Annotated in this window: 22 protein-coding genes and 2 pseudogenes; 11 read left to right on the forward strand and 13 right to left on the reverse strand. The window is 74.6% G+C overall.

From position 1 onward, the window contains the following. Positions 1 to 13 precede the first annotated feature (13 nt). Together ABZ479_RS36400 and ABZ479_RS36405 are read left to right on the forward strand one after the other, a co-directional pair. Positions 14 to 931: an ADP-ribosylglycohydrolase family protein gene (locus ABZ479_RS36400; protein WP_500465551.1), complete on the forward strand. Its 918-nt coding sequence runs from the start codon at positions 14 to 16 to the stop codon at positions 929 to 931. A 104-nt stretch (positions 932 to 1035) separates the two neighbouring features. Continuing rightward, positions 1036 to 2325 (forward strand): glucarate dehydratase family protein, encoded by a 1290-nt coding sequence (locus ABZ479_RS36405; RefSeq protein WP_500465552.1) that lies wholly within the window; start codon positions 1036 to 1038, stop codon positions 2323 to 2325. Between the two features lie 27 nt (positions 2326 to 2352). On the opposite strand, the gene ABZ479_RS36410 is transcribed toward ABZ479_RS36405, so the two are convergent. The 3 genes from ABZ479_RS36410 to ABZ479_RS36420 form a co-directional block, all read right to left on the reverse strand. After that, complete coding sequence (locus ABZ479_RS36410; protein WP_500465553.1) at positions 2353 to 3273, reverse strand: MBL fold metallo-hydrolase; 921 nt, start codon at positions 3271 to 3273, stop codon at positions 2353 to 2355. Between the two features lie 91 nt (positions 3274 to 3364). Continuing rightward, positions 3365 to 4768, reverse strand: a complete 1404-nt coding sequence (locus tag ABZ479_RS36415; RefSeq protein ID WP_500465554.1) for a GntP family permease — start codon at positions 4766 to 4768, stop codon at positions 3365 to 3367. Between the two features lie 54 nt (positions 4769 to 4822). Next, entirely contained in the window at positions 4823 to 5344 is a 522-nt protein-coding gene (locus ABZ479_RS36420) for a gluconokinase (RefSeq protein ID WP_500465555.1), read from the reverse strand. A gap of 113 nt (positions 5345 to 5457) precedes the next feature. Here ABZ479_RS36420 and ABZ479_RS36425 point away from each other — a divergent pair, with 113 nt between their 5' ends. Then, complete coding sequence (locus tag ABZ479_RS36425) at positions 5458 to 6177, forward strand: FadR/GntR family transcriptional regulator (protein ID WP_499603685.1); 720 nt, start codon at positions 5458 to 5460, stop codon at positions 6175 to 6177. 41 nt (positions 6178 to 6218) lie between these two features. Here ABZ479_RS36425 and ABZ479_RS36430 read toward each other — a convergent pair whose 3' ends face one another. Continuing rightward, complete coding sequence (locus ABZ479_RS36430; protein ID WP_500465556.1) at positions 6219 to 6755, reverse strand: AAA family ATPase; 537 nt, start codon at positions 6753 to 6755, stop codon at positions 6219 to 6221. 155 nt (positions 6756 to 6910) lie between these two features. Here ABZ479_RS36430 and ABZ479_RS36435 point away from each other — a divergent pair, with 155 nt between their 5' ends. Further along, positions 6911 to 7918 carry a hypothetical protein gene (locus ABZ479_RS36435; protein ID WP_500465557.1) on the forward strand — a complete coding sequence of 336 codons (1008 nt, stop codon included), beginning with the start codon at positions 6911 to 6913 and terminating at the stop codon, positions 7916 to 7918. On the opposite strand, the gene ABZ479_RS36440 is transcribed toward ABZ479_RS36435, so the two are convergent. From ABZ479_RS36440 to ABZ479_RS36450, 3 genes are all read right to left on the reverse strand, one after another. Next, a complete protein-coding gene (locus ABZ479_RS36440; protein ID WP_500465558.1) occupies positions 7861 to 8319 on the reverse strand; it encodes a MarR family winged helix-turn-helix transcriptional regulator in 459 nt (152 codons plus the stop codon). The genes ABZ479_RS36435 and ABZ479_RS36440 overlap by 58 nt on opposite strands. A gap of 75 nt (positions 8320 to 8394) precedes the next feature. Continuing rightward, a complete protein-coding gene (locus ABZ479_RS36445; RefSeq protein ID WP_500465559.1) occupies positions 8395 to 8730 on the reverse strand; it encodes a DUF202 domain-containing protein in 336 nt (111 codons plus the stop codon). Continuing rightward, complete coding sequence (locus ABZ479_RS36450; RefSeq protein ID WP_500465560.1) at positions 8730 to 9134, reverse strand: YidH family protein; 405 nt, start codon at positions 9132 to 9134, stop codon at positions 8730 to 8732. Before ABZ479_RS36450 ends, ABZ479_RS36445 begins: the two co-directional genes overlap by 1 nt. Positions 9135 to 9248: 114 nt before the next feature. On the opposite strand from ABZ479_RS36450, the gene ABZ479_RS36455 reads away from it, so the two are divergent. Both ABZ479_RS36455 and ABZ479_RS36460 read left to right on the forward strand, forming a co-directional pair. Then, entirely contained in the window at positions 9249 to 9824 is a 576-nt protein-coding gene (locus ABZ479_RS36455; protein ID WP_500465561.1) for a TetR/AcrR family transcriptional regulator, read from the forward strand. A gap of 100 nt (positions 9825 to 9924) precedes the next feature. Next, positions 9925 to 10698: pseudogene (locus tag ABZ479_RS36460) on the forward strand (DUF817 domain-containing protein); the annotation flags it as partial. Here the strand turns inward: ABZ479_RS36460 and ABZ479_RS36465 are convergent. Then, entirely contained in the window at positions 10646 to 11182 is a 537-nt protein-coding gene (locus ABZ479_RS36465; RefSeq protein ID WP_500465562.1) for an NUDIX hydrolase, read from the reverse strand. The pseudogene ABZ479_RS36460 and the gene ABZ479_RS36465 overlap by 53 nt on opposite strands. Positions 11183 to 11306: 124 nt before the next feature. On the opposite strand from ABZ479_RS36465, the gene ABZ479_RS36470 reads away from it, so the two are divergent. The 4 genes from ABZ479_RS36470 to ABZ479_RS36485 all read left to right on the forward strand — a co-directional run bounded on the left by ABZ479_RS36470 (position 11307) and on the right by ABZ479_RS36485 (position 17049). Continuing rightward, a complete protein-coding gene (locus ABZ479_RS36470) occupies positions 11307 to 12683 on the forward strand; it encodes a cytochrome P450 (protein WP_500465563.1) in 1377 nt (458 codons plus the stop codon). A gap of 197 nt (positions 12684 to 12880) precedes the next feature. Further along, entirely contained in the window at positions 12881 to 14242 is a 1362-nt protein-coding gene (locus ABZ479_RS36475) for an NAD(P)/FAD-dependent oxidoreductase (protein ID WP_500465564.1), read from the forward strand. Between the two features lie 66 nt (positions 14243 to 14308). Further along, complete coding sequence (locus ABZ479_RS36480; RefSeq protein ID WP_500465565.1) at positions 14309 to 16084, forward strand: acyclic terpene utilization AtuA family protein; 1776 nt, start codon at positions 14309 to 14311, stop codon at positions 16082 to 16084. Continuing rightward, on the forward strand, positions 16081 to 17049 hold the full coding sequence (locus tag ABZ479_RS36485; protein ID WP_500465566.1) for a pirin family protein: 969 nt from the start codon (positions 16081 to 16083) through the stop codon (positions 17047 to 17049). The genes ABZ479_RS36480 and ABZ479_RS36485 overlap by 4 nt, the downstream gene beginning before the upstream one ends. A gap of 100 nt (positions 17050 to 17149) precedes the next feature. On the opposite strand, the gene ABZ479_RS36490 is transcribed toward ABZ479_RS36485, so the two are convergent. The 4 genes from ABZ479_RS36490 to fahA form a co-directional block, all read right to left on the reverse strand. Beyond that, complete coding sequence (locus ABZ479_RS36490) at positions 17150 to 17920, reverse strand: GNAT family N-acetyltransferase (RefSeq protein WP_500465567.1); 771 nt, start codon at positions 17918 to 17920, stop codon at positions 17150 to 17152. Positions 17921 to 18074: 154 nt separating this feature from the next. Continuing rightward, positions 18075 to 19553, reverse strand: coding sequence for a pyridoxal phosphate-dependent decarboxylase family protein (locus tag ABZ479_RS36495; RefSeq protein ID WP_500465568.1), 1479 nt, complete (start codon positions 19551 to 19553; stop codon positions 18075 to 18077). Continuing rightward, entirely contained in the window at positions 19543 to 20961 is a 1419-nt protein-coding gene (locus tag ABZ479_RS36500) for an MFS transporter (RefSeq protein ID WP_500465569.1), read from the reverse strand. Before ABZ479_RS36500 ends, ABZ479_RS36495 begins: the two co-directional genes overlap by 11 nt. Positions 20962 to 21111: 150 nt before the next feature. After that, the gene (gene fahA / locus ABZ479_RS36505; protein ID WP_500465570.1) at positions 21112 to 22365 is read right to left on the reverse strand and encodes a fumarylacetoacetase; all 1254 of its coding nucleotides are present in this window, start codon (positions 22363 to 22365) and stop codon (positions 21112 to 21114) included. Between the two features lie 229 nt (positions 22366 to 22594). On the opposite strand from fahA, the gene ABZ479_RS36510 reads away from it, so the two are divergent. Next, complete coding sequence (locus ABZ479_RS36510; protein ID WP_500465571.1) at positions 22595 to 23887, forward strand: chloride channel protein; 1293 nt, start codon at positions 22595 to 22597, stop codon at positions 23885 to 23887. Positions 23888 to 23924: 37 nt separating this feature from the next. On the opposite strand, the pseudogene ABZ479_RS36515 reads toward ABZ479_RS36510, so the two are convergent. Then, positions 23925 to 24704 (reverse strand): annotated as a pseudogene (locus ABZ479_RS36515) (DUF2252 family protein); the annotation flags it as partial. Positions 24705 to 24780: the final 76 nt, after the last annotated feature.

Below are 24780 nucleotides of genomic sequence, written 5' to 3' on the forward strand. Positions count from 1 at the left end.
GAGACTGGTGACCATGATCCCGCCCGCCGCCCTCGACTCGCTGTACGGACTGGCCCACGGCGACGCGTTCGGCGACCGCTGGTTCTTCACCTCGCGGGAGGAGCGGGAGGGCGGCATGGCGCACCGGATCGCCCCCGAGGACGTTCCCTGGTACTGGACCGACGACACCGCCCAGGCCCTGGTGCTCTTCGGGCACCTGGCGGGGAATGGCGGATCCGTCGGGCAGGACTCCCTGGCGGCCGGCCTCGCCGGTGCCTACGCCGCCGACCCGCACCGCAAGTACGGGCCCTCCATGCACGACGTCCTGCGCCGCATCGGCGCCGGTGAGCGCTGGGCGGACGTCGTCGGCGAGCAGTTCGGCGGGCAGGGCTCGTACGGCAACGGCGCCGCGATGCGGGTGGCGCCGCTGGGCGCGTGGCTCGCCGCCGACCTGGAGGGCGTGGCCGGGGCCGCCGCCGCGCAGGCCGCCGTCTCCCACCACCACCCCGAGGCCGCCGTCGGCGCCGTCGCCGTGGCGCTCGCCGCCGCCTTCGCCGCGCGCAGCCGGGGCGGACCGGCGCCGCGGGACCTGCTCGCACGGGTGGCCGACCGGCTGCCCGACAGCGACGTGCGCTCCGGGCTGCGCATCGCGAGCCGCTTCCCGGAGGCCACGTCGGTCCGGCATGCGGCCGAGGTCCTGGGCTCCGGCTACGGGGTCTCCGCGCAGGACACCGTCCCCTTCGCGCTGTGGTGCGCCGCGCGGCACCCGGACGACCTGGAAGGCGGTCTGTGGGACACCGTCGCCGGGCTCGGGGACATGGACACCACCTGTGCGATCGCCGGCGGGGTCATCGCCGCCCGCACCGGGGTCGGCGAGCTGCCCTCCGCGTGGCGGGCGGCCCTGGAGCCGTTGCCGGACTGGGTCCCGGCGCCCTCCGGCGAACCGGTGTAGCGCCGCCGACCTGCGCGTTCTTGACGGGCATCCGGACGCCACCTAGGGTCGCGTTCTGGTGGACGCACAGGATTCACATATATGAACGCGAGGGGTGGCGTGCCGTGGCACAGCAGAGGGATCTGACGATCACCGGGGTGAGCCTCACCCCCGTCCTCATCTCCGACCCGCCGCTGCTCAACACCCAGGGCGTGCACCAGCCCTACACCCCGCGCCTGATCGTCGAGGTGACCACCGCGGGCGGGGTGAGCGGCGTCGGGGAGACCTACGGCGACACCCGCTACCTGGAACTCGCGCGGCCGCTGGCGGAGGCCCTGCCGGGCTGCCGCGTGGACGACCTGAACAACCTTCCGGTCCTCGCGGCGCTGGTGTGCGCGCCCCCCGAGGAGACCACCGACGCGGTGGACGCCGGCGGCCTGCGCGGCGTCCAGACCGCCGACAAACTGCTGCTCTCGGTGGTCTCGGCCTTCGAGGTGGCCTGCCTGGACGCCCTCGGCAAGGCGCTCGGGCTGCCCGTGCACGCCCTGCTCGGCGGGAAGGTCCGCGACACCGTCGACTACAGCGCCTACCTGTTCTACCGCTGGGCCGAACACCCCGGCGGCCACGGGGAGAAGGACGACTGGGACGCCGCGCTGGACCCCGCCGGGGTGGTCGCGCAGGCCCGCAGGCTGGTGCGCGAGCACGGCTTCACCTCGTTCAAGCTCAAGGGCGGGGTGTTCGCGCCCGAGCAGGAGATCGCCGCCGTACGGGCCCTCGCGCAGGCCTTCCCCGAGCAGGCGCTGCGCCTGGACCCCAACGGCGCCTGGTCCGTGGAGACCTCGCTGCACGTGGCACGGGAACTCGGCGACGTCCTGGAGTACCTGGAGGACCCGGCCACCGGCACCGCCCTGATGGCCGAGGTGTCCGCGGGCACCGACGTGCCGCTCGCCACCAACATGTGCGTGACGACCTTCCCCGAGATCGCCGAGGCCTTCGCCAGGGACGCGGTCCAGATCGTGCTCTCCGACCACCACTACTGGGGCGGGCTGCGCAACACCCGTGAACTGGCCGCGATCTGCCGCACCTTCGGGGTCGGCCTGTCGATGCACTCCAACACCCACCTGGGCATCAGCCTGGCCGCCATGACCCACGTCGCCGCCACCGTGCCGGACCTCCACCACGCCTGCGACTCGCACTACCCCTGGCAGACCGAGGACGTCATCACCCGCCGGCACGAGTTCCGCGGCGGCCGGCTGCCCGTCTCCGACGCCCCCGGGCTGGGGGTCGAACTGGACCGGACGGCCCTGGCCGCGCTGCACCGCCGCTGGCTGGAGGACGACGGCACCTTCCACGTGCGCGACGACGCCGCCGCCATGCGCAAGGCCGAGCCCGGCTGGGCCGCCCGCCGCTGGTGACCCGGCGACGGGCGGCCCGCACGGCCCTCAGGCCAGGCACTCCGGGATCCGGCCGCCGTTCAGCACGGCCATGTCGGTGATCACCGGCGGCAGGTCCAGCGGCGAGCCGAGCGGCAGGCCGTCCAGCTCCGCGTAGGCGCGGTGCAGGTTGGCGACCAGCCGCTCCGGCTCGCGCAGCGTCGCGAACCCGCCGAGGTCGGCCGCCCGCGCCACCTCCATCGGCGTCCGCCCCGCCTTGTGGCCCTCGGCCGCCAGCTCGGCCACGAAGCGCAGGTAGCCCTCGACGGTGGCGTACACCGAGGGGTCGCAGATGCCGCCGTGGCCGGGCACGACGACCTCGGCGTCGAGCGAGCGCAGCACCTCCAGGGCACGCAGCGAACCCTCGAGGGAGCCCATGGGGACGAACGGCGCGCCGCCGTTGAAGACCAGGTCGCCGGTGAAGACGACCTTGCGCCCCGGGAGCCAGACGATCGTGTCGCCGAGGGTGTGCGCCACGCCGGGGTGCAGCAGCTGCACCTCCTCCTCGCCGACGTGGAGGGTGAGGCGGTCCTCGTAGGTGACCGTCGCCGGGACCACCGGCACCTCGCCGTACTCCACGTCCGGCCAGATCGCGTGCAGCTGGTGCCCGGCCGCGATCTGCTCGGTGACGCACGCCGTGTGGCCGACGATGCGGGCGCCCTCCGCGAAGACGCTGTTGCCGTAGGTGTGGTCACCGTGGTGGTGGGTGTTGACCACGTGCGCGGGCATCGGCGCGCCGGAGGCGAGGAGGGCGTCGCGCAGCATCAGGGCGCGGCGCTCGGTGGCGGCGGTGTCGATCAGCAGCGTCGTGGCCCCGTCGGTCACCCAGCCCGCGTTGTTGAGGCACCAGCCCCCGTCCGGCTGGACGTAGGCGTGGACCCCGGGGGCGATCTCCTCGGTGAACGGATGGTCGGTGTGCAGCTGTGACATTTTGACGCCTTTCCCTGGTCAGACGCATGGAACGTATCAGGGCAGGGCGTACGGGCGACGACGTGGAGGCGTCGCCCCGCTGCCGTGACGCCTACAGGACGAGCGAGAGCAGCAGCACGAAGGCGATCCCCACGACGGAGATCACGGTCTCCATGGCGGACCAGGACTTGAGGGTCTGCGGGACGTCCATCCCGAAGTACTCCTTCACCAGCCAGAAGCCCGCGTCGTTGACGTGCGAGAAGAACAGCGAGCCCGCGCCGACGGCGAGCACCAGCAGCGCGGCGTGCGTCCCGGTCATCCCCTCGGCCAGCGGCGCGACCAGACCGGCGGCGGAGATGGTGGCCACGGTGGCGGAGCCGGTGGCGACCCGGATCAGGACGGCGATCAGCCAGGCCAGCAGCAGCGGCGAGATGTTCCAGCCGTCCGACCAGCCGAGGATCATGTCGCCGATGCCCGCGTCGATGAGGGTCTGCTTGAAACCGCCGCCGGCGCCGACGATCAGCAGGATGCCCGCGATCGGGCCGAGCGACCTCTCCACCGTCGTGGAGATCCGCTCCTTGGTGAAGCCGGCCGCCCGGCCCAGGGTGAACATGCCCAGGACGACGGCGGACAGCAGGGCGATCAGCGGTGAGCCGATGACGTCGAAGACCCGGAAGACCAGGCTGTCCTGGTCGTCCACGAGGACGTCCACCAGCGCCTTGCCGAGCATCAGCACCACCGGCAGCAGCATCGTGGCCACGGTGGGGGCGAAGCCGGGGCGCTGGTCCAGGTCGTCCGAGGCCCGGGTGGGGGTGAGGTGCTCGGGCGGGGTGACCTTCACCCAGCGGTCGGCGACCCGCCCGAAGAGCGGGCCGGCTATGGCGACGGTGGGCAGCGCGACGAGCACGCCGAGCGCGAGGGTGGTGCCGAGGTCGGCGTGGATGGAGTCGATCGCGGCGAGCGGGCCCGGGTGCGGCGGCACCAGGCCGTGCATCACCGACAGGCCGGCCAGCGCCGGGACGCCGATCCGGATCAGGGAGTGGTTGCCGCGCCGGGCCACCAGCAGCACGACCGGGATCAGCAGCACGATGCCGACCTCGAAGAAGAGCGGCAGCCCGATCAGGCCCGCGATCAGCGCCATCGCCCAGGGCAGCCGCCGTTCGCCCGTCCTGGCCAGGACGGTGTCGACGATCTGGTCGGCGCCGCCGGAGTCGGCGAGCAGCTTGCCGAGGATCGCGCCGAGCGCGATGAGCACGCCCACACCCGCGACGGTCGAGCCGAGGCCGGTGGTGAAGCTGGCGATGGTCTTGGCGAGGGGGGCGCCCGCGACGGCACCGAGGACTCCGGTGCCGATGGTGAGGGCGAGGAAGGCGTGCATCTTCCAGCGGGTGATCAGCAGGACGATCACCGCGATGCCGGCGAGCGCGGCGACGGCCAGGCGGGTGTCGCCCGCGCTGGTGATCGGTTCCGTCGCCGCGGGGGCCGCGGCCAGCAACTCGGCGCTGAGTGCAGACACGTTTCTACTCCGTGGGGGGAGGGGGTGGGGGGACGGTGGCGGGGGAGGACGGGCTCAGTGGGGGAGCACGGCCAGGGCGCGGTCGGTGATCCGCCGGGGGTCGCCGTCGACGGTGACGACGGCGCCGGCCTCGTCGGGTTCCAGCGGTTCGAGCGCGTCGAACTGGGAGCGCAGCAGGCCCGCGGGCATGAAGTGCTCCGTCCGCGCCGCCAGCCGCGCGGCGATCAGCTCCTCGGACCCGTCGAGGTGCAGGAAGAACAGACCGGGGGTGTCCTTGCGGAGCCGGTCGCGGTAGCGGCGCCGCAGCGCCGAACAGCTGACGACGCCGCCGCGCTCACCGCGCTCGACGATCCACGCCGCGATGGCGTCGAGCCAGGGTGCCCGGTCCTCGTCGTCCAGCGGGTGCCCGGCCGACATCTTGGCGATGTTCGCGGGCGGGTGGAAGTCGTCCGCCTCGGCGTAGGGGACTCCCAGCCGCTCGGCGAGCAGCCCCCCGACGGTGGACTTGCCGGAACCGGACACGCCCATCACCACCACCAGGGGAAGGTGCGGGGCCCGCGGGCCTGCCTCGGTCATCACTGGTACCTCCTCGTCCGCGTGACCGCCCCAGGAAACGCCATAGGTACTACTTATTCAAGGGTCCGACATCAAATCGTCACACGAAGCGTTGGCCGCATAGGCTGTCGCCCATGGACGGGTTCATCGATCGGCAGGCGGAGCACGGCGGTCTGCACGCCCGTGTCCTGGCGGAACTCGGTCCGGCCATCGCCTCGGGCGCGTACCCGCCGGGCACGGTGCTGCGCATCGACGAACTGGAGCAGCGTTACGGCGTCTCCCGCACCGTCGTCCGCGAGGCCGTACGCGTCCTGGAGGCCATGCACCTCGTCGAGTCGCGGCGCCGGGTCGGCGTCACGGTGCGCCGCACCGAGGAGTGGAACGTCTTCGACCCGGCCGTCATCCGCTGGCGCCTGGCCGGGGCGGATCGGCCCCGGCAGCTGCGTTCGCTCACCATGCTCCGCACCGCGGTCGAGCCCGTGGCCGCCGGTCTGGCGGCGACCGCCGCGACCCCGGAGCAGTGCCGCGAACTGACCGTCCTCGCCGCCGAGATGGCCGCGGCGGGGCGGGCCGCCGACCTCGACGAGTACCTGGTGCACGACGTGGCCTTCCACCGGGTGGTGCTCACCGCGTCCGGCAACGAGATGTTCGCCCGGCTCGGTGACGTCGTCGCGGAGGTGCTGACCGGGCGCACCGCGCACCACGTCATGTTCAGCGCCCCCGACCCCGAGGCGGTCACCCTCCACGTGCGCGTCGCCGAGGCGGTCCGCGCCCGCGACGCGGAGGCCGCGGAACGCCTGATGCGCGAGATCTGCGTCGGCGCGCTGCGCGAACTGGACGTCCTGGCCCCCTGACCCGCGGACCGCCGCCCTGCCGCGCCCTTGCCGGGACCGGGTCAGCCGGTGGGTCCGACGTGGCGGAGGATGGCGTCCACGGTCTCCTGCGGGGTCTGGCGTGAGGTGTCCAGCCACAGGCCGATCCGCGGGGTGCCGGCCCGCAGGGCGCGGTCGAGGTCGGCCGGCGTCCAGGCGCCGTAGGCCCGTTTGGCCCGCCCGGCCTCGCGGGCGGCGATCGCCTCCGGGGAGGGCACGAGCACCACGACGTGCAGTGGCCGGGTGCGCAACAGGGCGATCGTGCGCGGCAGTTCGTCGCCGAGGATGACGTCCTGCAGCACGGGGGTGAACCCGGACGCCGCATAGGCGTCGGCGCTCGCCGCCGCCAGGGAGTGCCGCAGCCGCAGTTGCCGCAGCGCCTCCTCGGTCAGGCCCGCGACGTCCCCCGAACCGTCGCCGGGCAGCGCCTCCGCCCGCCCTCCGACGATCATCCGCCGGAACGAGTCGCCGCGGACGTGCGCCGAGCGGGGCAATCGTTCGGCCAGTGCCTGCGCCACCGTCGACTTCCCCGACGCGGGGATCCCGGTGATCAGGAACATCGCTCGCACCTCACCGCCGTGTGCCCTTTCCCTCACCCCGCCCGGCACCGCGTGGTGCCCAGGGCGACTCTATGTTCGAGACACGTCAAGCGGAACGTTTCCGCGCACCGAAAACCAGGTGACCGGGGCGGAGTCGGGGTGCTGCACTGGGGATCATGACGCCTCCGCCGCCCGCCCCGCCGCCCCAGCCGTACCGCTGGGCGCTGTCGCGTGCCCCCGGCGGGGCGCCGCCGGACCGGCTCGGCACCCTCACCGAGGGCGCCGCACGCCCCCGCCTGTGGTTCCTGCCCGAACTGACCCTGTGCGCGGGGAAGGTGCTCGCCCGCTCCGGCGGCGCCGACCTGTGCTTCGTCGGACGCTCCCTGGACAGCATGTACGACCTGCTGACCGGCGCCTTCGAGGGCTCCTCCCGGGAAGGGAGCCTGCTGCGCCTGCCGTTGTCGCTGCGGCTGCGCCCGGTACCGCCACCCGCCCACACGGCCCGGCTGCGCGAGCACCTGGCCGCGGCCGGCCTCGCGCCGCACGCCCTGGCCCGCCGCACCCGCCCGGTGGCGCTGGTCGACCTCGTCTCCGGGGGCAGCACCTACGACGCGCTGTTCGCGGCCCTCGCCGACTGGGTGAGCGAGAGCCGGGAGCCGTGGCCGGTGATCCGCCGCAAGCTGCGCTTCGTCGGGGTCACGGCCCGCCGGCGGACGAGCCCGAACACCTGGCGCTGGCAGCAGAACACCGCGGGCGGCTGGGCGCGTTCCCTGCCGTCCGGGCACGTCGCCGGGGTGTCGCTGCACCCGGTGGTGTGGTCGTACTTCGGCGACTCGCAGCCGAAACTGCAGCCGTCCTTCCCGCCGCCGCGCTGGTTCGACGCGTACGCCGCGGAGCCCTGGCACGGACCGGACCTCCCCGCGGCGCTCGCCGAGTCGCTGGCCCTGGTCGAGGCGGGTCGCGGACGGCCGGTGCGCGCGGAACTGGTGCGGGTGATCGCGGGGGAGCCCGGTTTCGCGGACCGCGAGGTCCGCGCCCTCGTCGCCCCGCTGCGCGGCCTGGCGCCGACCGGCTCCCGTCCCCGTTCCCGGGCCCGGGGCGGTTCCCGTGCCCGGGCCGGGGCGCGTCAGCGGTCCTTGCCGCGGGCCTCCATGACCGGGCGCAGCCGCTCCAGCAGTGCGTAGAGGGCCGCCTGCTCGCCCTCGTCCAGGGTGTCCAGGGCGCCGTGGGTGGCCTGCATCTCGTCCCGTACGCGACGGATGGTCTCGCGCCCGAGGTCGGTGGCCACGACGTTCTTGACCCGGCGGTCGGTGGGGCTCACCTCGCGGCGGACGAAGCCGTGCGCCTCGAGCCGGTCGACGATGCCGGTGACGTTGGACGCGTCGCACACCAGCCGCTCGGCCAGTCCGCGCATCGGCACCGGGCCGCCCAGCTGGGCGAGCACCTTGGCCTGCATGGAGGTCAGCCCGTGCCGGGCGGCAGCGGCGGCGAAGTCCTGCCACTGGGCGGTGCCGATGGCGGCGAGCAGCTCCAGCAGCTCGATCTTGGTGGGCTGCGCGGTCGTCGCGGCGGTCGGGGCGCTCATGTCTGCGAGTGTACTCAAAAGCTTGAGATGGTAAATGATTAGCTTGAACTCTTCAAGCTCTTCCCGCGTCCTCGTTCAGCGCGGGCCGAGGAACACCAACAGCGCGCCCGCGACGGCGAGCACCAGGACGCACAGCAGCGCCCAGGACGCCGTCCCGTACGTCATTCCGGCGGGTCGCGCCGGGTTCAGGGCGGCGATCCGCCGCTGGGCGGTGACGGAGAACGCCAGCCACGCCAGCGCGCACAGCGAGAGCCCCAGCAGTCCGGCCGGGGACACCCCGTGCAGCAGCGCCTCGCGCCCGGCCAGCAGCGCCGCCACCGCGAAGGCGAGGGTGGTGCGCCGCCAGGCCAGCCGGGTCCGTTCGGGCTGCAGGCCCGGGTCACGCGCCGTGTCCCCGCCCGGGGCCGTCATCAGCCCGCCCACCCGAGCACCGCCGTGAGCAGCATCGCCACCGCCACCAGCGCCACCAGCACGGCCAGCAGGGCGGGGAAGCGCGAGACCGGCAGGTCCTCCCCGCGCCGCATCGCCCGCTCGGAGCGCACCCAGTGGTTCACCGCGCGGACCGCGCACATGGCCCCGCCGACCACCAGCACCACCGCGAGCGTCACCCGGACCGGACGGCGCAGGTCCCGGAGGAACTGGTCGACCGCGAACCCGCCGCCGACCAGTGCGAGGGCGGTGCGCAGCCAGGCGAGGAAGGTCCGCTCGTTGGCGAGCGAGAAGCGGTAGTCGGGCGTCGTCCCCTCGGCCCGCACCCGCGCCGGGGCGAACCACAGGGCGACCGCCCCGAACGCGGCCCGCGCATGCTTGATCACGGCCCCCACAGTACCGAGCGCCGTCCGGCCGGGCGCGTCCTGGGCGGGGCCGTGAAGGGACGGTCCGCGGACGCCATAGTGTAACAATTGATCCAGAAATGGTAGGCTCGCGCCATGGCGCGCACCAGGGAGTTCGACCTCGACCAGGCCCTCGACCGTGCGATGGACCTGTTCTGGCGCCGCGGCTACGCGGCGACGTCCCTCCAGGACCTGCTGACCGAGCTCTCCATCGGCAGCGGCAGCCTCTACGCCGCCTTCGGCTCCAAGGACAAGCTCTACGCGCGCGCCCTGGAGCGCTACTGCTCCCAGTACGCCGGCGGACTCGTGGAACTGCTGGAGAACGCCGACGAGATCCGCCCCGCCGTCCGCACCGCGCTGACGCAGATGGTCGAGGCCGACCTGGAGGACCCGGAACGCGGCTGCCTGCTGGTCAACGCCGCCACCGAGCGCGGGGACGACCCCGGCACCGTGGACCGGGTCGCGGTCACCCTCCGCCTGCTGGAGTCCGCCCTCGCGGCGGCACTGGAGAAGGCGCGGGCCCGGGGGGAGCTGTCCGCCGACAAGCAGCCGGTGGAGCTCGCGCGCTTCCTCACCACCTTCGTCCAGGGCCTGCGCGTCGTCGGCCGGGCCCGCCTCGGCCGGGCCTTCGTCGACGACGCCGTCGCCACCGCCCTGCGCTCCCTGGACTGATCGGGCCGCCCGCCCGCCCGCGCCGCCCGCCCACGACCGTGGCCGGAACGGGCCGCATGTGGCCGGAACCACGGTGGTGTCCCGCGGTGTCCCCCTCCCCATGGGACCGATCGTCACCGGCATCCGCAGGCTCGTGCTCTTCGGCTGGACGGAGGCGCGCTGCTGCGCCTTCGCCGTCGCGCTGATGGCGGGCGTGGCCGGCTCGCGGCTGCTGCCCCCGCTCCCCGTCGCCCGCTACGACCTGCTGCTCTGCTACGGGGTCGCACTCAGCGCGCTGTTCTGGGCCTGCGGCTGGGAACGCGGACGTGACGTCGCCGTCATCGCGGTCTGCCACGCCGTCGGGCTGCTCTTCGAACTCGTCAAGGTGCACCTGGGGTCCTGGAGCTACCCCGAACCCGCGCTCACCAAGTTCGGCGGCGTCCCGCTCTACGGTGGCTTCCTCTACGCCGCCGTCGGCAGCTACGTGTGCGCCGCCTGGCGGCTGTTCGAGCTGGGCCTGACCGGCTACCGCCGCCGGGCCATGACGATCCTGGCCGCGGCGGTGTACCTCAACTTCTTCACCCACCACTGGCTGCCCGACGCGCGGTGGCTGCTGGCCGTCCTGCTGCTGTGGGCCACCGCGGGCACCTGGGTGCACTTCACCGTCGACGGGGCGCGCCTGCGGATGCCGCTCGCGCTCTCCTTCGTCCTCATCGGCTTCTTCCTCTGGGTCGCGGAGAACGCCGCCACCTACCTGGGCGCCTGGCGCTACCCCGACCAGGAGCACGGCTGGGTGCCGGTCTCCCTCGCCAAGTTCGGCGCCTGGGCGCTGCTGATCAGCGTCACCTTCGTCGTCGCCAGTCGCGCAGCCGCTCCCAGGCCTCCAGGCCGTCGGGCACCCATTCCCGCTCCGGCAGGAGGCGTTCCAGTTCCTCCTCCGTCACGAAGTCGTGCCAGGCGACCTCCTCGGCCTGCGGCGCGACCGGCAGATCGCAGCGCACCTCGTACACCCGGGACCACCAGGTGTGACCCGCCGCCGCCCCCGTCCCCTCGTACAGGAAGCTGAACAGCGGCGTCGGGCGCGGCAGACCGGACACCCCCAGCTCCTCCTCCGCCTCGCGCAGCGCCGCGTCGTCGTACGCCTCGCCCGCCCCCACCACACCGCCGACGAACATGTCGTGGAGCGAGGGGAACACCAGCTTCTGCGCGGTGCGGCGGTGCACGAACACGCGCCCCTCGGCGTCCCTGGCCAGGATGAAGACGCAGCGGTGCCGCAGGCCGCGCGCGGTGGCCTCGCCGCGCGTCGCGCGGCCGACCACCCGGTCCTTCTCGTCGACGACGTCCAGCAGTTCGTCCGCCGAGCGCGGCGCGTCCTCCATGGTGCCTCCCGTCCGTCCCGGGCCCGTGCTGCCCCTGGCGCCCCCATGATCGGTCCCGGGGCGGGTTCGGGCCAAACTCCCGGCCCGGACCCCGTCGCCGCCGCACCGGGCGCACAATCGCACCATGACGACCGCCCACACGAAGGCGCCGGGCCCTGCGGGGGTGCCGCTCCTCGGGTCCCTGCTGGACCTGCTGCGCGACCCCCTCGGCACCTACGAGCGCGCGCGGCGCGACCACGGCGACCTCGTCCGCCTCACCGCGGGCCCGCCGGGACTCCGCGCCGAGGTGTACGCGGTGTTCTCACCCGAGGGCGCCCAGCAGGTGCTGGCCACCGACTCGGCCGGCTTCCGCAAGGACAACGCGTTCTACGAGGAGGTCCGGCAGTCGCTCGGCAACGGGCTCCTCACCAGCCAGGACGCCGACTACCAGCGGCAGCGCAGGCTCCTGCAGCCGCTGTTCACCCCGCGGTGCGTCGACGGCTACGCGACCGCCGTCACCGCCGAGGCGACCGCCCTCGCCGGCACCTGGCGCACCGCGCCCGGCGGCACCGTCGACGTCCTGGACGACATGCACGGCCTGACCCTCCGCACGATCGCCCGCGTGCTGTTCGGCGGCGCGGTCGAGCCGGCCGTCGACGCCGTCCGCCGCTGCATGCCGGTCGTCGACGACCACATCCGGCGGCGCGGCTTCGCCCCGGTGCGCACCCCCCGGCACTGGCCGACCCCGCGCAACCGGAGGGCGGCCGCCGCCACCGCGGAGCTGTACGCGGTCTGCGAGGACATCATCGAGCGCCGCCGCGCGGAGGGCGGCGACGGCCAGGACCTGCTCTCCCTGCTCGCCTCCGCCCGGGACGAGGACGGCCGCCCCCTCGACCCCGCCGAGATCCGCGACCAGGTGCTGATCTTCCTGCTCGCCGGGCACGAGACGACCGCCACCTCGCTCGCCTTCGCCCTCCACCTGCTCGCCCGCCACCCCGAGGCGCAGGCCCGGGCCGCGGACGAGATCGACCGGGTGCTCGGCGACCGCGTGCCCGGCGCCGCGGACCTCGACGCCCTGCCCTGGCTCACGGCGGTCATCAAGGAGGCCATGCGCCTCTACCCGGCCGCGCCCGTCATCGGACGGTGCGCGGTCGACGCCACCCTCGTCGCGGGCCACCCCGTCCCGGCCGGCGCGGACGTCATCGTCGTCCCCTGGGTGATCCACCGCCACCCCGGCCACTGGACGGAGCCCGACCGCTTCGACCCCGGCCGCTTCTCCCCGGAGGCGGAGGCCGCCCGCCACCGCTACGCCTGGCTCCCCTTCGGCGGCGGCCCCCGCGCGTGCATCGGCAGGCACCTGTCCATGCTGGAGTCGGTGCTCGCCCTCGCCGTGCTGCTGCGCGGCCACGAACTGACGGCCGTCGACCAGGACGTACCGCTCGGCGCCGGCATCACCCTCCAGGCCCGCGGACCCGCCCGCTGCCGGGTCACGCCCCGGGCGACGGCGCGACCCGCGCACTGACCCGCGTCCGGTTCCCCGGGCCGGTCCCGCCGAACCCTTCATCCAGGCACGCCGGGGCCGGTAGCGTGCCGCTCCGGGACGGGCCGCCGCCGCTCCGTTCGCGCCGCGACGAGGCGTGTGCGAGCGTGGCCGGAGGCGTATCCGCACACGCCGCGGGTAGGGAATCGGGCCCCGAACGGTCCTACGGGAGGCGAGTGATGAAGCGACCCAGGATCCTGGTCGTCGGCGGCGGCTTCGCGGGCATGGAGTGCGTGCACCGGCTGGAGCGGCGGCTGACCCAGGACGAGGCCGAGATCACCCTGGTCACGCCCTGGAGCCACCAGCTCTACCTGCCCCTGCTCCCCCATGTCGCCGCCGGCGTGCTCACCCCGCAGGCGGTGGCCGTCCCGCTGCGCCGCATGGTGCACCGCAGCGAGGTCATACCCGGGCGGGCGATCGGGGTCGACCCGGCCGCGAAGGCCGTCGTCATCAAGAAGATCACCGACGAGGAGCTCGTCAGGGAGTACGACTACCTCGTGCTGGCCCCCGGCAGCGTGACCCGCACCTTCGACATCCCGGGCCTGACCGAGTACGGCCGCGGCATGAAGACCCTGGCCGAGGCGGCCTACATCCGCGACCACGTCATCGCACAGCTGGACCTGGCGTCCGCAACGACGGACCAGGCCGAGCGGGAGTCGCGGCTGCAGTTCGTCGTCGTCGGCGGCGGCTACGCCGGCACCGAGACGGCCGCCGTCCTGCAGCGGCTGACCACGGCGGCGGTCAAGCGCTACCCGCGCCTCGACCCGGGCCTCATCAAGTGGCACCTGATCGACATCGCGCCCCGCCTGATGCCCGAACTCGGCGAGAAGCTCGGGCTGAAGGCGATGCAGATCGTCAGCGAGCGCGGGGTGGAGGTCTCGCTCGGCGTGTCCGTCGCCGAGGTCACCCCCGACACCGTGACCTTCACCGACGGGCGCAAGCTGCCCTGCCGCACCCTCATCTGGACGGCCGGCGTCGTCTCCAGCCCCCTGGTGACCACCCTCGGCACCGAGACCGTCAAGGGCCGGCTCGTCACCGACCCCGAGATGTGCATCCCCGGCGCCGACGGGGTCTTCGCCCTCGGCGACTCGGCCGCCGTCCCCGACCTCGACGTGGGTGGCGGCGCGGTCTGCCCGCCCACCGCCCAGCACGCCATGCGGCAGGGCAAGGCCGTCGCCGAGAACGTGGTCGCGGCGCTGCGCGGCCGCCCCCTCCGGCCGTACCGGCACCGGGACCTCGGCCTGGTGGTGGACCTCGGCGGGGTCGAGGCGGTCTCCAAGCCCCTCGGCATCCCGCTCAGCGGTCTCCCCGCCCAGGTCGTCGCCCGCGGCTACCACCTCGGCGCGCTGCGCACCTTCCCCGCCCGCTTCCGCGCCGCCGCGGGCTGGTTCCTCAACGCCGTCGCCGGGGACGACTTCGTCCGCACCGGCTTCCAGGCCCGCAGGCCGGCCGCGCTGAAGGACTTCGAGGTCACCGACATCTACCTCTCGCCCGAGGAGATCCGCCGCCACGTCGAGTCGCTGCGCGCGACGGCCGCCTGAGCCCGCACACGAGCACCACCCACCACCACCCACATCTGAACACCGACACCGCTGACGGCGAGGGACATGACCCAGCGACGTGAGACCCTGCGCATCGCCAACTGCTCCGGCTTCTACGGCGACCGCCTGTCGGCCGCCCGCGAGATGGTCGAGGGCGGCCCGATCGACGTACTGACCGGCGACTACCTCGCCGAGCTGACGATGCTGCTGCTCTGGAAGGCCCGGCAGCGCGACCCCGAGGCGGGCTACGCCCTCTCCTTCCTCGCCCAGATGGGCGACGTCCTGGCCACCTGCCTGGACCGCGGCATCAAGATCGTCGTCAACGCGGGCGGGCTCAACCCCGCCGGGCTGGCCGGCAAGCTCCGCGAACTGGCCGCCCTGGCCGGGCTGAACCCCTCCGTCGCCCACCTGGAGGGCGACGACCTGATCGACCGGCTGCCCGAACTCCAGCGCGCGGGGCACCCGTTCGCCCACCTGGCCACCGGACTCCCGCTCGCCGACGCGGACGTGCGCCCGCTCACCGCCAACGCCTACCTCGGCGCCTGGGGCATCACCGAGGCCCTGCGCGCCGGGGCCGACGTCGTCATCTGCGGCCGCGTCACCGACGCCTCCCTCGTCGTCGGCCCCGCCGCCTGGGCGTTCGACTGGGCCACCGACGACTGGGACCGGCTCGCCGGCGCGGTCACCGCCGGGCACATCATCGAGTGCGGGGCCCAGGCCACCGGCGGCAACTACTCCTTCTTCACCGAGATCGAACGGCCCGTGCGCCCCGGCTTCCCCATCGCCGAACTGCGGCCCGACGGCTCCAGCGTCATCACCAAGCACGAGGGCACCGGCGGAGCGGTCACCGTCGACACCGTCACCGCCCAGCTGCTCTACGAGATCGACCGCCCCGCCTACCTCAACCCCGACGTCGTCACCCGCTTCGACACCGTGACCCTGCAACAGCAGGGCCCCGACCGCGTCCTGGTCTCCGGCGCCCGCGGCGAACCCGCCCCCGACACCCTCAAGGTGTGCCTCAACCACCACGGCGGCTACCGCAACGCGGCCACCTTCGTGCTCACCGGCCCCGACATCGAGGCCAAGGCCCGGTTCGCCGAGGCGTCCCTGCTCGACGCGACCGGCGGTCCGGCCGGCTTCGCCACGTACGACCTGCGCACCGAGCCCACCGCCTCCGGCGCCCGGCTCACCCTCACCGTCAAGGACCCCGACCAGGACAAGGTCGGCCGCGCCCTGTTCGGCGCCGTCGTCGGCACCGGCCTGTCCACGGCGCCCGGGCTGCACATGGAGCACTTCTCGCCCCGGCCCACCGAGTACGGCGTCCACTGGCCGGCCCTCGTCCCCGCCGCCCTCGTCCACCCCGAGGTGGTGCTGCAGGACGGCACCCGCGTCCCCGTGCCGCGTCCGCCCGCCACCTCGGTACGCGTCCCCGCGCAGCCCCCGGCCCCGCCCGGGCGGCCCGCCGACGGTCCCACCGTGCGCGCCCCGCTGGGCCTGCTCGTCGGCGCCCGCTCCGGCGACAAGGGCGGCGACGCCAACATCGGCCTCTGGGCCCGCGACGACGCCGCCTACACCTGGCTGCGCCACTGGCTCGACGTCGAACGGCTGCGCGCCCTGCTGCCGGAGACCGCCAAGCTCCCCGTGAGCCGCTACGAACTGCCCAACCTGCGCGCCCTCAACTTCGTCGTCCACGGCCTGCTCGGCGAGGGCGTCGCCGCCTCCACCCGCCCCGACCCCCAGGCCAAGGGACTCGGCGAGCACCTGCGCGGCCTGGAGGCCGACATCCCTGCCGCGCTCGTCCCCGGGCAGCGCCGCGAGGACGTGAACGTGACCGCGCCATGAGCAACCTCGACGTCCATCCCGCGCCCGCCACCTGCGGCGGGCGCGAGGACGTGTCCGCGCGGCCCGTCCACGACCTCCTCACCGGACGCCTCGTCCCGCTCGGCGAGAGCACCGCCGTACGCCGCCTGCTGCCGGGCCTCGGCCGCCGCATGGTCGGCGCCTGGTGCTTCGTCGACCACTACGGGCCCGACGACATCGCCGGCCGGCCCGGCATGCAGGTGCCCCCGCACCCGCACATCGGGCTGCAGACCGTCAGCTGGCTGCACGAGGGCGAGGTGCTGCACCGCGACACCCTCGGCAGCCTGCGGACCGTCCGCCCGCGGGAACTGGGCCTGATGACCTCCGGCCGGGGCATCGCCCACTCGGAGGAGTCCCCCCGCGAGCACGCCCGGCTCCTGCACGGCGCCCAGTTGTGGGTCGCCCTCCCGGAAGCGGCACGGCACCGCGAGCCCTCCTTCGAGCACCACCCCGACCTGCCGGTGCTGCGGGGCGGGAACGGCCTGACCGCCACGGTCGTCCTGGGCGAACTGGACGGCGCGGCCTCGCCCGGCACCGTGCACACGCCCATCGTCGGCGCCGACCTCGCGCTCGCCGCGGGCACCGACGTGACGCTGCCGCTGCGGCGGGACTTCGAGTACGCGGTGCTGTCGATGTCCGGCCGCGCCGACGTCGACGGCGTCCCCGTCGAGGCCGGTTCCATGCTCTACCTCGGCTGCGGCCGCACCGGACTGCCGCTGCGAGCCGACTCCGCCGCGGGCCTGATGCTGCTGGGCGGCGAGCCGTTCGAGGAGAAGCTCGTCATGTGGTGGAACTTCGTCGCCCGCAGCGGGGAGGAGATCGCCCGGGCCCGCGAGGAGTGGAACACCGGCAGCGCCTTCGGCACCGTGCACGGCTACGACGGCGCCCGCCTCCTCGCCCCGGAACTCCCCGCGACCCCCCTCAGGCCCCGCGGCCGGGACCGCTGACCACCGCGCGGCGCGCGCCGCCGACGCCCCTGGTAGGGCTCTGCCAGGGGGCTGGTCAGGGGTGGGGGTGGTCAGGGGTGGGGCCGGTGGTTCGCCGCGGTCATGACGCCGGACGGCCCGCGGGCTCGTCCGGCGCCGACGGCCGGGCACCGCGGCAGCGTGACGCCCGGCCCGTCGCCATGTGCCGCACCCACAGCGCGTCGACCTCCCGGCCGTTCTCCAGGGTGTGGGTCGGCGGCCCGTCGGCGGCGACGAAGCCCGCGGCGGCGAGTGCCCGAGCGGACGCGGTGTTCGTCGGCTCGTAGCCGGCGCGTACGGTCCGGAGTCCGAAGTGGGTGTGCGCGAGCAGCAGGGCTGCCCCGAACAGTTCCGCGCCCAGTCCCGTGCCGCGCGCATGGGGTGCCAGCCAGCCGCCGATCTCCCGGAGGACGGGGTTCAGTTGGATGCACCCGGCGTATCTGCCGTCGTCCCGGCGGACACCGACGAGAACCTCTCCCTCTCCAGCGGGCTCGAAGGACTTCGTCAGCATGTTCCGTGTCCACGGGGCCGCACGGAGCGAGGCGGGGTCACCGGGACGCACATTCAGGACGGCTTCTCGGATGCGGGCGTCGGCCAGGTGGGCAGTCGCCTCGTGTTCCGCCGAACCGAGCCACTGCTGCGCTTCAGGGTCCGCGGCGGCGGCAAGCACAGCGACGACGTCCAATGCCGTCTCCGGTGTGCGGAACGACAAGTGCTCGGTCCCCAGGACGTGCCGACGGTACGCGCAGACGCCCGGCAAGGGCGGCAGTGGCGCCGCCGGCCCCCGACGCAGCCGTGACCAGACCATGTCGCCCCCTCGGACGTTCCAGGGCTCCCCAGCCGCGGATGGCATGCGGAGTCTAGACCGCTGATCGGGAAGGCTCCCGCCCGGCAGGTCCGACCCGCTCGGCGGACTCCCCGGACGCGCACGAGGTGCGGCCGTCCCGGGCGCCGTCCGGGTCTTCCCGGCCAAAGGGTGCCAAAGGCCCGCCACCCGCCCGCGGCCGTCAGACGCGGAAGACCGAGCCGACGAACTCCGTCAGCAGCCGTTCCTTGAGCGGGACGGGCAGCGCGTCGAGCAGCGCGAGCACCGGGGCCATCCGGCGCGGCAGGGCGGCGCCGCCGCCCATGCCCGCGAAGGCCAGGACGGCCTCGACCTCCTCCGGGCCCAGGGTGTCCGGGTCGAGCCCGGCCGCGAACTGCGCGATCGCCGGGTCCACCGCCACCGGTTCCAGGGCGCGCGCCGCCTTCGACGCCGCGTCCAGGTCGGTGAGGAGGGCGTCCACCAGCCCGGCCGCCGCGGGGGTCAGCGTCAGGTGCAGATTGGGCGGCAGCCCGTCGAAGGACAGCTGCGGCTGCAGGTACCAGCCGCGCTCGCGCATCTCGTCGGCGAGGTGGAGCAGCAGGCTCAGGTCCGGCTCGCCGTCGGCGCCGAGCAGCGTGAACGCGACGAGCCCGGCCTGGGGATCGCCCAGCACCCGCACCCCCTCGACCGCGCGCAGCCCGGGCAGCAGCCGGTCGGCCGCCGCGGCGGTGCGCTCGGCCAGCGCGCGGTAGCCGTCCTCGCCGATGTGCCGCTGCACGGCCCACGCCTGGGCCAGGAGCCCGGCCGACTTGGTGCCCTGCACCGTCGGGTTGACCACCGGGTAGCCCGGCCAGCCCGCGTGCGCGAAGTACTGGTGGCGGCGCAGCTCCGCGTCCCGGTAGAGCACCACGGACGCGCCCTTGTCGGCGTAGCCGTACTTGTGCAGGTCCACCGAGAGCGAGGTCACCCCGGGTACCGACAGGTCGAAGTCCGGCACGTCCCGCCCCGCGCGCCGCAGGTGGGGCAGCAGCCAGCCGCCGATGCACGCGTCGACGTGGCACAGCACGCCCCGGCCGGCCGCCGCGGCGGCGATCTCCGCGACCGGGTCGACCACCCCGTGCGCGTACGAGGGCGCCGAGGCCACCACCAGCGCCGTGCGGTCGGTGATCGCGGCCGCCGTGCCCGCCGCGTCGGCCCGCAGGGTCTCGCGGTCCACCGGCACCACCACGGCCTCCAGGCCCAGGTAGGCGGCGGCCTTGTGGAAGGCGGCGTGCGCGGTGGAGGGCAGCACCAGCTGGGGCGCGGTCACCCCGCGCACCGCGCGGGCGTGGTCCCGGGCGGTCTTCACGGCCAGCAGGATGGACTCGGTGCCGCCGCTGGTGAAGGTGCCCTGGGCGTCGGGTGTGCCCAGCAGCGCCACGGCGGCGGCGACCAGGTCGTTCTCCAGCCGTGCGACGCTGGGGAAGACCGTCATGTCGAGCCCGTTGACGGTGGCGAACTCCGCGTACGCGGCGGCGGCCAGCTCGTCCACGCCGGACAGCCCGGAGTCGTAGACGTACGCGAAGGTGCGGCCGCCGCGCGTGGGGGCGTCCTGCGCGCGCAGCCCGGCCAGCCGCGCCAGCACCTCGCCGGCGGGACGGCCCTGCGGGAGGGCGGGGGAGGGAACGGGCTCACTGGTCATGGTCGTCGGTGTCCTCGGGCCGGTCGGTACGGACGGGGGTCTGCGGGGCGGGACCGGCGGGGTCCTCGCGGTAGCGGTGGAGCAGCCACAGGCTTGCGGCGGCGAGCAGCGCGGGCAGCACGCTCATGCCGGCCGTGATGCCCGCCAGGGCCGAGTACGGCTGGTCGGCGTGGTGCGAGGCGTCCGAGGAACGGAACCCGCTCACCGCCAGCACCAGCGCGAAGGCCCCGGCGCCCAGCGCGAACGCCAGCGTCTCGGCGGCCGTCCACAGCCCGGTGAAGGTGGCCGCCCGCCGCCGCCCGGTACGGACCGCGTCCGCGGCCAGGGTGTCGGCGAGCATCGTCAGCGGCAGCAACTGCAGCCCCGCGTAGGCGATCCCCACGGCCGCGACCGCCGGGTAGCCGAGGCCCGGCCCTGAGTACGGGGTGAGGGACAGCAGCGCGGCGGCGGCGACGAAGAGCAGCGAGGCGCACCACTGCGCGTACTTCACACCACGGGCCCGGGCCAGCCGGTTCCACAGCGGCATCACCAGCACCAGCGGGCCGATCATGCAGACGAACAGCGGGGTGACCGCCCCGGCCGCGCCCAGGGTGTACGTGGCGAAGTACTGGACCCCGGCCAGCATGACGCCCACGGCGAGCGCCTGCAGCGTCCACATCCCCACCAGGAACAGGAACGGCCGGTTGCCCCGGGCCGCCGCCAACTGCGCCCGCAGCGACGCCTCCGACTCGCTGCGGGCGACCGAGGGCGCGTGCCGGGTGAAGTGCCAGGCTCCGAGCATCCCCACCAGCAGCAGCACCGCCACGACCGCGCCCATCAGCCGGTAGCTCGCGGGGGTGTCGCCGTTCTCGTGGGCGACCGCCGGGGCGAGCGCCCCCGACAGCAGGATCGCCACCCCGAGGAACCCCACGCGCCAGCCCAGCACGCGGGCGCGCTCGTCCGGGTCCTGCGTCATCTCGGCCGGCATCGTCACGTACGGCACCTGGAAGACGGCGTAGGCGGTGGCGGCCAGCAGGAAGAACACCGCCACGTAGCCCGCGGCCGCGGCCCCGCGCAGCGGCGGCGCCGCGAAGACCAGCGCGAACAGCGGAGGCAGCGTCAGCGCCCCGGCCAGCAGGAACGGCCGTCGTGAACCGCCCTGCAGCCGGCTGCGGTCGGCGGCCGCGCCCACCAGGGGGTTGATCAGCACGTCCCACGCCTTCGGCAGGAAGACGGCCGCGCCTGCCACGGCCGCCGGCACGGCCAGCACATTGGTGAGGTAGTAGAGCAGGATCAGGCCCGGCACCGTGCCGAAGGTGCCGGTGCCCAGCGACCCCAGGCCGTAGCCGATCCGCACCTGCCGGGGCAGTGGCGGGCCGGAGGCGCGGCGGGCGTCCTGGTCGGGTGCGGAGGGCAGCGTCTCGGACATGGCTCCCCTGCGGGTCCGGGCCGTGTCGCGGCGGGCGGGCGGGCGGATGCGCGTACGCGACGGCGCGGCGTGCCGTGGCCGGACGCCGCGCCGTCAGGCGTAGGAGATCACGCCGACCCGGGACTCGGACAGACCCCTGAGCAGGTCAATTCACGCGGGTACCGGTCCCGCCACCACCCGGCCCGCGACCTCGCCGAAACCGATGCGGGTGCCGTCCGGGCCCGGGGCGCTCGCCGAGATGACGAGCTCGTCGCCGTCCTCCAGGAACGTCCGCTTCGTGCCGTCCGCCAGGACGAGCGGCTCCTCGCCGTTCCACGTCAGCTCGATCAGCGCACCCCGTTGCTCGCGCAGCGGGCCGCTGACGGTGCCCGAGGCGAAGAGGTCGCCCGCCCGCAACGAGGCGCCGTTCACGGTCATGTGGGTGAGCATCTGGGCGTACGTCCAGTACATGGTGGAGAACGGCGGACGCGAGACGACCTCGCCCCGCAGCCGGACCTCCACGGCGATGTCGAGCCCGCGCGGCGGTGTCCCGGCGCCGCGGTCGTCCAGGTAGGGCAGGATCCCCACGTCGTGCGGCGGCGGGTCGACGCGCGCCGCGGACAGCGCGTCGAGGGGGACGATCCACGGGGAGACGGAGGTCGCGAAGGACTTGCCCAGGAACGGGCCGAGCGGCACCGTCTCCCAGGCCTGGATGTCCCGGGCGGACCAGTCGTTGAGCAGGCAGACGCCGAAGACGTGCTCCTCGGCCTCCGCCAGTGGCACCGGTTCGCCCTGCGCCGTCGGGCCGCCCACGACGAAGCCGAGCTCGGCCTCGAAGTCCAGCCGCTCGCACGGCCCGAAGGACGGGGCCGAGAGGCCGGCGCCCCTGCGCTGCCCGTTGGGACGCACCACCGGCGTCCCCGAGACCACGATCGTGCCGCTGCGGCCGTGGTAACCGATCGGCAGGTGCTTCCAGTTGGGGGGCAGCGGCTCCCCGTCCGGGCGGAAGATCCGGCCGACGTTGGTGGCGTGGTGCTCCGAGGCGTAGAAGTCGACGTAGTCGGCCACGTCGAAGGCCAGGTGGAGCGTGACGGAGTCGCGCGGCAGCAGGTGCGGCTCGACGGCCGGCCGGTGGGCCTCGTCGGTCAGCCACGCGGTGACCAGCGACCGCACCGCCGTCCACGCCGAACGCCCGGCCGCCAGCAGCGGGTTGAGCGTCGGCGCGGTCAGCAGCCCGGCCTCCGGCCCGGCCGTCCCGGCACCGGCGGCGCGGGCGGCGGCGCCCGCGTCGAGCACGTGGTCTCCGATCGCGACGCCGATCCGGCGTTCCTGCGGGCGGTCCGCGGTGGTGAACACCCCGTACGGCAGATTGTGGACGCCGAAGGGGGAGTCGTCCGGCACGGCGACCCAGGTGGGGGCGGCCATGGCACCTCCAGATACGTCGGGGCCGCGCTTCCTCGCGCGGTCGGCTCACCCTAACGTCCAGCGTGCCCTGCGCCTCGGTGCGGCCCCGCGTCGGTAGTCTCGCCGGACATCACCCGTTCCGCCCCATTCGCGAGCGAGGAGGCCGGCGATCAGCCACCCCGGGAACCAGCCTCAGGAAGCGGACCAACTGCGCGAACTGCTGCGCCGGCCGGCGTACCGCAGGACCCTGGTGTTCTCCGCGCTGATCGGCATCCCGGTGTCCTTCCTGGCCTTCTGGTTCCTCGTCGCACTGCACGAACTGGAGCGGCTGCTGTGGCAGGTGCTCCCCGGGCAGTTCGGCCTGCGGACGCCGCCGTGGTGGTGGCCGCTGCCGCTGCTCACCCTCGCCGGGGTGGTCGTGGGCCTGGTCGTCACCCGCCTGCCGGGGCGCGGCGGGCACGTCCCGGCGGGCGGCCTGCACACCGGCGGGATCACCCCGTCCGCGCTGCCCGGGGTGGTCCTCGCCGCCCTCGCCGGCCTGCCGCTGGGCGCGGTGCTCGGCCCCGAGGCCCCGCTCATCGCCTTCGGCGGCGGACTCGCCCTGCTCTTCCGCGACCTGGTCCGCTCGCCGGCGACCCCGCAGAACAACGCGCTGCTGGGCGCGGCCGGTTCGGCGGCGGCGATCGCCACGATCTTCGGCAACCCCGTGGTCGCCGGGGTCCTCCTGATGGAGGTGGCCGGGATCGGCGGTCCCCAGCTGTTCGCCGTGATGCTGCCCGCCCTGCTCGCCAGCGGCGTGGGCGACATCGTGTTCACCGGCTTCGGCCGCTGGACGGGACTGAAGACGTCCCACCTCGACATCGGCCTGCCCCGGCCGCCCACGCTCGACGCCGGCGACGTGGTGTGGGGCGTGCTGCTCGCCCTGGCCGTCGGAGCGGGCGTGCACCTGATCGTCACCGGCGGCAGGGCCGCCGCGGTGTTCGTCTCCCGCCGGCCGCTGCCGCACACCGTGCTCCTGGCGCTCGCCGCCGGTGCCTGCGCCGCCGGCTATGCGCTGGCCACCGGCCGTACCCCGGAGGAGGTCGCCTCCTCCGGGCAGACGACGCTGGCGCGGATGGCCGCCGACCCGCACCTCTGGCCGGCCGGCGCCCTCGTCGCGGTGCTGCTGTGCAAGGGCGCCGGCTACGCGTTGTGCCTGGGCGGCCTGCGCGGCGGCCCGATCTTCCCCTCGCTCTTCCTGGGCGGTGCCGCCGGCCTGCTGGCCGCCCCGCTGCCGGGGTTCGGGGTCGTACCGGCGATGGCGGCGGGCATGGCCGCGGCCGGCGCCGCCGCGATGCGCCTGCCGGTGAGCACCGTGGTGCTCGTGGTGCTGCTGCTCGGCAACGCCGAGTCGGTGCCGGTCGTGGTGCTCGCGGTGGTCGTCTCCTTCGTGGTGGCCGAACTGCTGCCGCAGGGGCCGGACATCCCTCCGCTGCCGCCGCTCAGGGGCGGGCGCCCGCCCGCTCCCGGCCGGGCGCCCCGCCCGGCGCCGTCGCGCCCGTGACGACGTCCCGACGACGTGCCGCGCCACCGCGTATGCGTCAGACGGTCTCCGCCCGGACCCGTCCGGCGCGGACGGCGTCCACGAGCGCCCGGTGGTCCCGCTCGTTCTGGTCCGCGTACGCCTCGGCGAACCGGGCGACCGCCCGGTCGAAGACGTCCGAGCCCCCCAGGTACGCCGCGATCGCGATCCGGTCCCCGGACCGCGCGTGCGCCCTGGCCAGCGTCGCGCCGCACACCTCCCCGAACAGCGTCATCGTCCGCGGGACGAGGTCCTCGGCCACCACGATGCCCTTCCAGTCGCGCAACTGCCGTACGTAGAAGTCGCGCTGACGCCCGTCGACGCCGTACAGGCGCTCCCAGCCGAGGAAGATGTCGCTGGTCGCCTGCATCAGGCGCTGCCCGGCGACCACCCGTTCGCCCTGCGTACGGTGCGTCCCCGCGCCCGCGTAGGGCGCCAGGACCGACTCCTCGGCCTCCTTGGCCTGCAGGAACAGCGGATCGCCGTCGTCCTTGCCCAGCAGGAGCAGGATCCAGCAGCGGGTGCCCACGCTGCCGACCCCGACGACCTTGCGCGCGCAGTCGGCGAGCCGGTACTGCTCCAGCAGGAAGCGGCGGTCGGGCTGCAGGGTGTGCCCGTACCGCTCGACGAGCCGGGCGATCTCCTTCTCCAGGGCGCCGCGGGCGTCGCCGTCGAGCAGGTCGCGCAACGGCATCAGCAGCGGGGGATCGGGGGCGATCAGCCGCCGGCCGTCGATCACCCGGGTCAGCCTGTCGAAGGCCTGCAGCGTGTCGCGCGCCCGGGCCCGGGCCCGGGCGCGGGGCCCCCCCCCCCCCGCCGCCCCCCCCCATCGGTTTATCCCCCCACTGAAAAACAATCAAAAAACCAACCAACAG

Origin of the sequence: Streptomyces sp. NPDC005722 (assembly GCF_040630935.1) — a bacterium.
Taxonomy (GTDB): Bacteria; Actinomycetota; Actinomycetes; order Streptomycetales; family Streptomycetaceae; genus Actinacidiphila.